This is a genomic window from Candidatus Symbiopectobacterium sp., assembly GCF_020054415.1.
Classification (GTDB): Bacteria; Pseudomonadota; Gammaproteobacteria; order Enterobacterales; family Enterobacteriaceae; genus Symbiopectobacterium.
In genome coordinates this window covers 1-6,952 of sequence record NZ_JAHWCO010000545.1, presented here as the reverse complement: position 1 = coordinate 6,952, position 6,952 = coordinate 1, and the positions used below count along the sequence as shown (strand labels likewise).

10 protein-coding genes are annotated in these 6,952 nt (G+C 53.3%); 8 read left to right on the top strand and 2 right to left on the bottom strand.

The features are described from left to right. Positions 1 to 88: 88 nt before the first annotated feature. Genes QZ506_RS16100 through QZ506_RS16090 form a run of 3 tightly spaced genes read left to right on the top strand, consistent with a single transcriptional unit; the run spans position 89 to position 921 of the window. Positions 89 to 229: a hypothetical protein gene (locus QZ506_RS16100; RefSeq protein WP_291972446.1), complete on the top strand. Its 141-nt coding sequence runs from the start codon at positions 89 to 91 to the stop codon at positions 227 to 229. A gap of 24 nt (positions 230 to 253) precedes the next feature. Next, on the top strand, positions 254 to 568 hold the full coding sequence (locus tag QZ506_RS16095; RefSeq protein WP_291972444.1) for a DUF1820 family protein: 315 nt from the start codon (positions 254 to 256) through the stop codon (positions 566 to 568). Then, a complete protein-coding gene (locus QZ506_RS16090; protein ID WP_291972442.1) occupies positions 568 to 921 on the top strand; it encodes a DUF2500 family protein in 354 nt (117 codons plus the stop codon). Before QZ506_RS16095 ends, QZ506_RS16090 begins: the two co-directional genes overlap by 1 nt. A gap of 2 nt (positions 922 to 923) precedes the next feature. On the opposite strand, the gene QZ506_RS16085 is transcribed toward QZ506_RS16090, so the two are convergent. Both QZ506_RS16085 and rsmD read right to left on the bottom strand, forming a co-directional pair. Then, positions 924 to 1,217 carry a DUF1145 family protein gene (locus QZ506_RS16085; RefSeq protein ID WP_291972441.1) on the bottom strand — a complete coding sequence of 98 codons (294 nt, stop codon included), beginning with the start codon at positions 1,215 to 1,217 and terminating at the stop codon, positions 924 to 926. Then, the gene (rsmD, locus tag QZ506_RS16080; RefSeq protein WP_291972439.1) at positions 1,204 to 1,821 is read right to left on the bottom strand and encodes a 16S rRNA (guanine(966)-N(2))-methyltransferase; all 618 of its coding nucleotides are present in this window, start codon (positions 1,819 to 1,821) and stop codon (positions 1,204 to 1,206) included. Before rsmD ends, QZ506_RS16085 begins: the two co-directional genes overlap by 14 nt. A 313-nt stretch (positions 1,822 to 2,134) precedes the next feature. On the opposite strand from rsmD, the gene ftsY reads away from it, so the two are divergent. From ftsY to QZ506_RS16055, 5 genes are all read left to right on the top strand, one after another. Continuing rightward, a complete protein-coding gene (gene ftsY, locus QZ506_RS16075; protein ID WP_291972447.1) occupies positions 2,135 to 3,493 on the top strand; it encodes a signal recognition particle-docking protein FtsY in 1,359 nt (452 codons plus the stop codon). A 43-nt stretch (positions 3,494 to 3,536) separates the two neighbouring features. After that, entirely contained in the window at positions 3,537 to 4,187 is a 651-nt protein-coding gene (gene ftsE / locus QZ506_RS16070) for a cell division ATP-binding protein FtsE (RefSeq protein WP_291972437.1), read from the top strand. A 7-nt stretch (positions 4,188 to 4,194) separates the two neighbouring features. Further along, positions 4,195 to 5,163 (top strand): permease-like cell division protein FtsX, encoded by a 969-nt coding sequence (gene ftsX / locus QZ506_RS16065; RefSeq protein ID WP_291972435.1) that lies wholly within the window; start codon positions 4,195 to 4,197, stop codon positions 5,161 to 5,163. A gap of 249 nt (positions 5,164 to 5,412) precedes the next feature. After that, the gene (gene rpoH / locus QZ506_RS16060; RefSeq protein ID WP_291972421.1) at positions 5,413 to 6,270 is read left to right on the top strand and encodes an RNA polymerase sigma factor RpoH; all 858 of its coding nucleotides are present in this window, start codon (positions 5,413 to 5,415) and stop codon (positions 6,268 to 6,270) included. A gap of 118 nt (positions 6,271 to 6,388) precedes the next feature. Then, positions 6,389 to 6,952, top strand: a 564-nt coding sequence (locus tag QZ506_RS16055) for an IS110 family transposase (protein WP_291972419.1), incomplete at its 3' end; no start/stop codon positions are given.

Here is a 6,952-nt window from a genome sequence, read left to right as displayed (position 1 = left end):
CCGCGCTGCTTGAGGGCCTTGTTATAAGAGGGCCAGTTGGTGATTTTAAAATTTTGTTTTGCCATGGAGACCTGATTTTGAAACAACTGTGGTGATCTGCTCCGATGATTACCCAAAAGTTCTATTTATTCAACAAAGCCTACACGACCCAGAATTCACGATCGTTTTCAGGTGCTCAAACCTGCATCTTGAGGTTTATTGGGTATATATATCTTCTCGATACCACTGAAGGGGGACGGTTTTTGCATGAGCAATGAGGTCAGCTCTCTACCGGATTCAATTTATGAATAACGGCAAAAATTATCAGCTTTACGTGCGAGAGTTGGTGCAAAGCAGTCTTTTTGGGTTTATCGAGATTGCGGATTTCGTTTTTGACGGTCACTCTACCCTGCTGGTGGACCCTTCTACCGAGAAGCTGAAAACGGAATTTTCCGGCGTAAATCGCAGCGTTATTCAGCTGCAAGCGGTGATCCGCATTGATTCCATGACGGAGAAAGGGGCGGCCCGTATTTCCGGACTGGGCGACAATGTCACCGCGTTCCCTTTTCTTTCTGGGAAAAAGCCCTGATGTCGTGGGAAATGTCCCATTGGTGGTCTTTGATTGTCAGGCTGATCCTGTTTCTGGGGTGGCGACAGTTTCTGCGGCAACGACGCCAGCGCGTGGAGGACGATGCTGCACCGCTACGCACGGTAGAGGCCGAGATCGCCGCGCTGCGCACCATACCGTTGGCGCGCCCCACGCGCGCGCAACCGATGAATCCCGATCTTCCCGAGCGCTATGAGGCGACGTTTATGCTATTACCCGCAGGGGAAAACCTCACCTGCCACCTGAGTGAGACACAATATCGGGCGCTGGCGTTGGGTATGACGGGCAGATTGCAGGTCCATGGCTCACGTTTTGTGTCCTTCGAATCGGCATAGGGCTATTTTTTTGTCCCACTAGTGGGTTGAACACCCTTAATCTTTTTCTGCCACGCCAGCAGTTCAAACACCCCGAACAGGAAAATACGTGCTTCCAGCGCGCGGCTCAATGGCCCCTGTTCTTTACCGTGGCTGGCACGTAACAACAGCACCTGAAAACCGTGCATCAACAGCGTAAACCCCATCGCAACCATCATGAAGATGTTCAGTGTGCGGGGAAAGGGCGCAATCAGGTTGGTAATCAAAAAGCCCCACACACCGATCATCAATATCCGACCCAGGTTAATCCAAATCATCGTCTGCCTCGTCATGCTGTGTGGGAGTAGCCTGGCGGATATACAGCCGGTATGCCACTTGTCCTGCCACTTTTTCGCGGTGTATCGACCAGGTAACCGGAATCTCTAGCTCGCCATTCTCGGCCTCGGTTTCCACATAAATCCACGCCTCGGGTGCCAGCCAGCCCTGCTGTTCCAGCAAACGGAGCGCCTGGTTTAATAAGTCCCGGCGAAAGGGGGGATCGAGAAACACCACGTCATAGGGCTCACCGGCCTGCGCCAGCCAGTTCAACGTATTGGTATTGATGATGCGGGAGTTGTTCGCCTTCAACAGTACCGCATTCTGTTCCAGTTGCCGGGCGATGCTGCGTTCGTTTTCCAGCAGGGTGACATGTGCCGCATAGCGTGACAGCGCTTCAAACCCCAGTGCGCCACTGCCTGCGAAGCCATCCAGGCAACGGGCCTGCTGAATGACCGGCGCCAGCCAGTTAAACAGCGTTTCACGAACGCGATCGGTGGTGGGGCGCAGCCCTGGGCTTTCTGGCACGGGAAGTTTTCGCCCGCGCCACTGGCCGCCGATAATGCGGATTTGGCCTGCCTGTACAGGTGCGTTTTTTTTTGCCATCGTCTGTTTACTGTAGAACTCCGAGTTGCCGGGTGCTGAGATTCGCTATCGGTAATTAGGTAGGCGCTATTCTAGCGAGGGTTAGGAGGGGAAGGAATGTTAATATCAGGTTTCTCTGCGGTGACGCGTGGTTTTGGCCTACCCGGTTATCGAGATGACATACTTCGTTACCGAGATTGTCTCCACCTGACCTGCCATGGTGCGTGTGGCTGCCGGGCGGAAAGTGGTAGACTCTGGGCTCGACTCTGACCGGGCTATTGACTTCAATTATTTAAGCGCTGCTGTGAGCAGCAGCATGGGGCGCGATTGCGATATGACAAAAGAGAAAAAACGCGGTTTCTTTTCCTGGCTGGGATTAGGGCGTCAGGAAGAGGAACAGACTGAGAAACCGCAAGCAGCAGAACAGCAGCAGGATATGGCACAGTCTCAGGACAATGATGTGCCTGTGGTATCGGAGGTTCACGCCGAAACGCCAAACGATGAGCCTGACGTGCAGACTGAGGCTCACAGTGCACAGGTGCCTGAAGAACCTGCCGCCGCGCAGCCAGATCCGCCGCGCGTTGTTGATGTCATTGAAACCGCTGAGACGGTAGATCGTGCAGAGACGCAGGCGAGTCCTGAAGCGCAGGATACTTTGCTATCACAAGATGTTCTGCCATCACAGGACAGTGCCTATGAGCAAGCGATAACGGAAGTTGCAGAACACGTTGTTGAGCCTGTGCCTGTGGCACAGGAGCAGGAAAGGCCGACCAAAGAGGGTTTTTTCGCCCGGCTAAAACGCAGTCTGGTAAAAACCCGAGAAAACCTCGGTTCCGGATTTATCGGATTGTTTCGCGGTAAGAAAATCGACGACGATCTGTTTGAGAAACTGGAAGAGCAATTATTGATCGCTGATGTCGGTGTGGAAACCACGCGCAAGATTATTGCCGACCTGACAGAGAACGCCAGCCGTAAACAACTGAAAGATGCCGATGCGCTGTTGGTTAAACTGAAAGAAGATATGGGCGCTATCCTTAATAAGGTGGACGAGCCGCTTAACATCGACGGAAAAACCCCTTACGTAATCCTAATGGTGGGCGTTAACGGCGTCGGGAAAACCACCACCATCGGTAAATTAGCGCGCCAGTTCCAGGCGCAGGGTAAATCGGTGATGCTGGCTGCCGGGGATACCTTCCGTGCCGCCGCCGTAGAGCAGTTGCAAGTATGGGGCCAGCGCAACAACGTGACCGTGGTCGCGCAGCACACGGGGGCGGATTCTGCCTCGGTGATTTTTGATGCCATTCAGGCGGCAAAAGCGCGCGGTGCTGATGTGCTGATCGCTGATACCGCAGGACGCTTGCAGAACAAAGCGCACCTGATGGAAGAATTGAAGAAAATTGTCCGCGTGATGAAAAAACTCGATGAGTCTGCGCCGCATGAAATCATGCTGACGTTGGACGCCAGCACCGGACGAAACGCCGTCAGCCAGGCGAAACTGTTTAACGATGCCGTCGGCTTGACCGGCATCACCCTGACCAAGCTGGACGGCACCGCGAAAGGCGGGGTGATCTTCACCATCGCCGATCAGTTTGGGATTCCTATCCGTTATATTGGGGTAGGGGAAGGTATTGATGATTTGCGTCCCTTTAAGGCTGACGATTTTATTGAGGCGCTTTTTGCCCGCGAAGACTGATGTCTCGTGAGGATAAAAAGCTTGCCCGAGAGGATGAAAACGGATGATTCGCTTTGAACAAGTCAGTAAGGCTTATCTCGGTGGACGTCAGGCGTTGCAGGGGGTGGATTTCCATCTGCTTCCTAGGGAGATGGCGTTTCTGACGGGCCATTCTGGTGCCGGGAAAAGTACCCTGCTGAAACTGATTTGTGGCATAGAGCGCCCGAGCGCGGGCCAGATTTTGTTCACCGGGCACAATATCAGCCGCTTGAAAAAGCGTGAGGTGCCCTTCTTGCGCCGCCAGATCGGCATGATCTTTCAGGATCACCATCTGCTGATGGATCGTACTGTCTACGATAACGTGGCGATGCCGCTGATTATTACCGGGGCGAGCAGTGAAGATATCCGCCGCCGTGTTTCGGCCGCTCTCGATAAAGTGGGCTTGCTGGACAAAGCCAAGAGCTACCCGATTCAATTGTCTGGCGGTGAACAGCAGCGTGTGGGCATTGCCCGCGCGGTGGTGAACAAACCGACGGTACTGCTGGCAGATGAGCCGACCGGTAACCTAGATAACGCGCTGTCTCAGGATATTTTGCTTTTGTTCGAAGAATTTAACCGCGTTGGCGTCACGGTGTTGATGGCAACGCACGACACGACGCTGATTGCCAGCCGTCAGTATCGCGTACTGACGCTGTCGCAAGGACGTATGCTGTGAGGCGTTTATGGCGACTAATTCCCGTAACCCGAAACCCCGCGTAAATAAGGAAAAGACACTGCGCGGTGGTTGGCAAGAACAGTGGCGTTATGCCTGGGACAATACGCTGGCGGATACGTTGCGCCAGCCGCTGGCGACGCTGCTGACCGTGATGGTGATTGCCATCTCGCTGACCTTGCCAAGTATCTGTTATCTGGTGTGGAAAAACGTCAGTCAGGCAGCGGCGCAGTGGTACCCCACGCCGCAACTGACGGTCTATCTGGATAAGGCGTTGGACAATGATGCGGCGCAGGGCGTGATTAACACGCTTCAGGCAGAGGACGGGGTGGAGAAGGTCAACTACCTTTCCCGTGATGAAGCGATGGGTGAGTTTCGCAACTGGTCCGGTTTCGGTGGGGCGCTGGACATGCTGGAAGATAATCCGCTGCCTGCCGTTGCCATCATTACGCCAAAGCTTAACTTCCAAAGCTCACAGACGCTGACCTCGCTGCGCGATCGCGTGGCGGCGGTGTACGGTGTGAGTGAAGTCCGTATGGACGATAGCTGGTTTGCGCGCCTGGTGGAGCTGACCTCACTGGTGGGTCAGGTGGCCACTACCATCGGTATCCTGATGATTGTTGCCGTGTTCCTGGTCATCGGTAATAGCGTGCGTCTGAGTATTTTCAGCCGCCGTGAAACCATAAATGTCATGAAGCTGATTGGGGCGACGGACGGCTTTATTTTACGTCCCTTCCTCAACGGTGGTGCATTGTTGGGCGGTGGTGGCGCGTTGCTGTCGTTGATTCTGTCGCAGGCGTTGGTCTGGAGGCTCTCTGCCGTGGTCGATCAGGTTGCTACGGTATTTGGTACGCGCTTTGCCGTGACCGGACTCACCTGGGATGAATCACTGCTGCTGCTGTTGATTGCTGGGATGATTGGCTGGCTGGCAGCATGGCTGGCAACCGTGCAACATTTACGTCGCTTTACACCAGAATGAGTTTTTCTGGTAGTATTTTCTGGTGCCTTGGCGCGCTGAGGGTGGGGGTAAAATCATCGACAGGTTCGCCTTGATCTGTCGCCGTCAGGCGATAAAATAGGGTCAGTCGATGAACAGAATGAACTCTTGGCATACGACATAATCAAAGGTTCTGTGCCGGATCGGCAGTAAGGTGCATCGTTTTTGTTGTACATAATGTGAGGGTTAACGTTGTATTTTATTCACTCACGCTAATTGAAGAGGGGTCGAATGACCAAAGATATGCAAACTTTCACCTTAGTTCCCCAGGGCAGTCTGGAAGGGTATATTCGTGCCGCCAACGCCTATCCGATGCTGACGGCGGAGGAAGAGCGGGCACTGGCTGAACGGCTGCATTACGAGGGCGATCTGGAATCGGCGAAAGCGTTGATCCTGCCGCATCTGCGCTTTGTGATTCACGTAGCCCGTACTTATGCTGGTTACGGATTGCCCCAAGCAGACCTGATTCAAGAAGGCAATATCGGCCTGATGAAAGCGGTGCGCCGCTTCAACCCGGAAATGGGTGTGCGTCTGGTGTCCTTTGCTGTGCACTGGATCAAAGCCGAAATTCACGAATATGTGTTGCGTAACTGGCGTATCGTCAAGGTTGCGACCACCAAAGCGCAGCGCAAGCTGTTCTTTAACCTGCGTAAGACTAAACAGCGTCTGGGCTGGTTTAATCAGGACGAAGTAGAACTGGTGGCCCGTGAATTGGGTGTCACCAGCAAAGATGTGCGCGAGATGGAATCGCGTATGGCCGCGCAAGACATGACGTTCGATCCCACGCCGGATGGCGAATCTCACGATGGCCAAGCGATGGCACCCATGCTCTATCTTCAGGATAAATCTTCTGATTTTGCCGATGGTATCGAAGAAGATAACTGGGATAACCACGCAGCGGACAAGCTTGCTTACGCGTTGGAAGGGCTGGATGAACGCAGCCAGCATATTATCCGGGCGCGCTGGTTGGATGACGATAACAAATCCACCTTGCAGGAACTGGCCGATCAATACGGCGTGTCCGCAGAACGTGTGCGTCAGTTAGAGAAAAATGCCATGAAAAAACTGCGGGCGGCGATTGAGGCTTGATGCAATAGTATTTATTTCAGATAGTGAAAAGGCGAACGTATGTTGGCCTAATGAGATGGTCACCCCCACTCTGTGAGCGGTACGCTGACAGGGTGTTTTTCTTTCAGGAGAGGCCATCATGGAAAACGTTACTCTTATTGGTATCGATCTCGGTAAACATTCTTTCCACATTCATTGCCAGGATAAGTCAGGTAAAGCGCTTCAGCGTAAGAAGGTTACGCGCACAAAGCTAATGCAGTTTTTGGCGACGTGCCCGTCCTCGGTTGTTGTTATGGAAGCTTGTGCCGGGGCACACTTTATGGCGCGGCGTATCAATGACAGCGGCCATGAAGCAAAACTTATCTCTCCGCAGTTTGTGCGCCCGTTTGTCAAGAGCAATAAAAATGATTTTGTTGATGCAGAGGCGATATGTGAAGCTGCATCCCGGCCGTCAATGCATTTTGTTCAGCCGAAAACCGAGGTTCAGCAGGCGATGCGAGCACTGCATCGGGTCAGGGAATCTCTTATCAGAGATAAAGTAAAAACCACTAACCAGATCCACGGTTTTCTGCTGGAGTTTGGGATAAGCCTGCCAATCGGCGAGGCGGTAATAAAGCGACTGTCTCTGGTGCTGGCTGAGCACGAAACCCCCGAATACCTGAGCCGTCTGCTGGTTAAGTTACATGCCCACTATCTTTACCTT

Bases quoted from the DNA above. Each gene is read 5' to 3' on its own strand.
- QZ506_RS16090 (WP_291972442.1), top strand. From the start codon at position 568: ATGTCGTGGGAAATGTCCCATTGGTGGTCTTTGATTGTCAGGCTGATC.
- rpoH (WP_291972421.1), top strand. From the start codon at position 5,413: ATGACCAAAGATATGCAAACTTTCACCTTAGTTCCCCAGGGCAGTCTG.
- QZ506_RS16085 (WP_291972441.1), bottom strand. From the start codon at position 1,217: ATGATTTGGATTAACCTGGGTCGGATATTGATGATCGGTGTGTGGGGC.
- QZ506_RS16095 (WP_291972444.1), top strand. From the start codon at position 254: ATGAGGTCAGCTCTCTACCGGATTCAATTTATGAATAACGGCAAAAAT.
- rsmD (WP_291972439.1), bottom strand. From the start codon at position 1,821: ATGGCAAAAAAAAACGCACCTGTACAGGCAGGCCAAATCCGCATTATC.
- ftsE (WP_291972437.1), top strand. From the start codon at position 3,537: ATGATTCGCTTTGAACAAGTCAGTAAGGCTTATCTCGGTGGACGTCAG.
- ftsY (WP_291972447.1), top strand. From the start codon at position 2,135: ATGACAAAAGAGAAAAAACGCGGTTTCTTTTCCTGGCTGGGATTAGGG.
- ftsX (WP_291972435.1), top strand. From the start codon at position 4,195: ATGGCGACTAATTCCCGTAACCCGAAACCCCGCGTAAATAAGGAAAAG.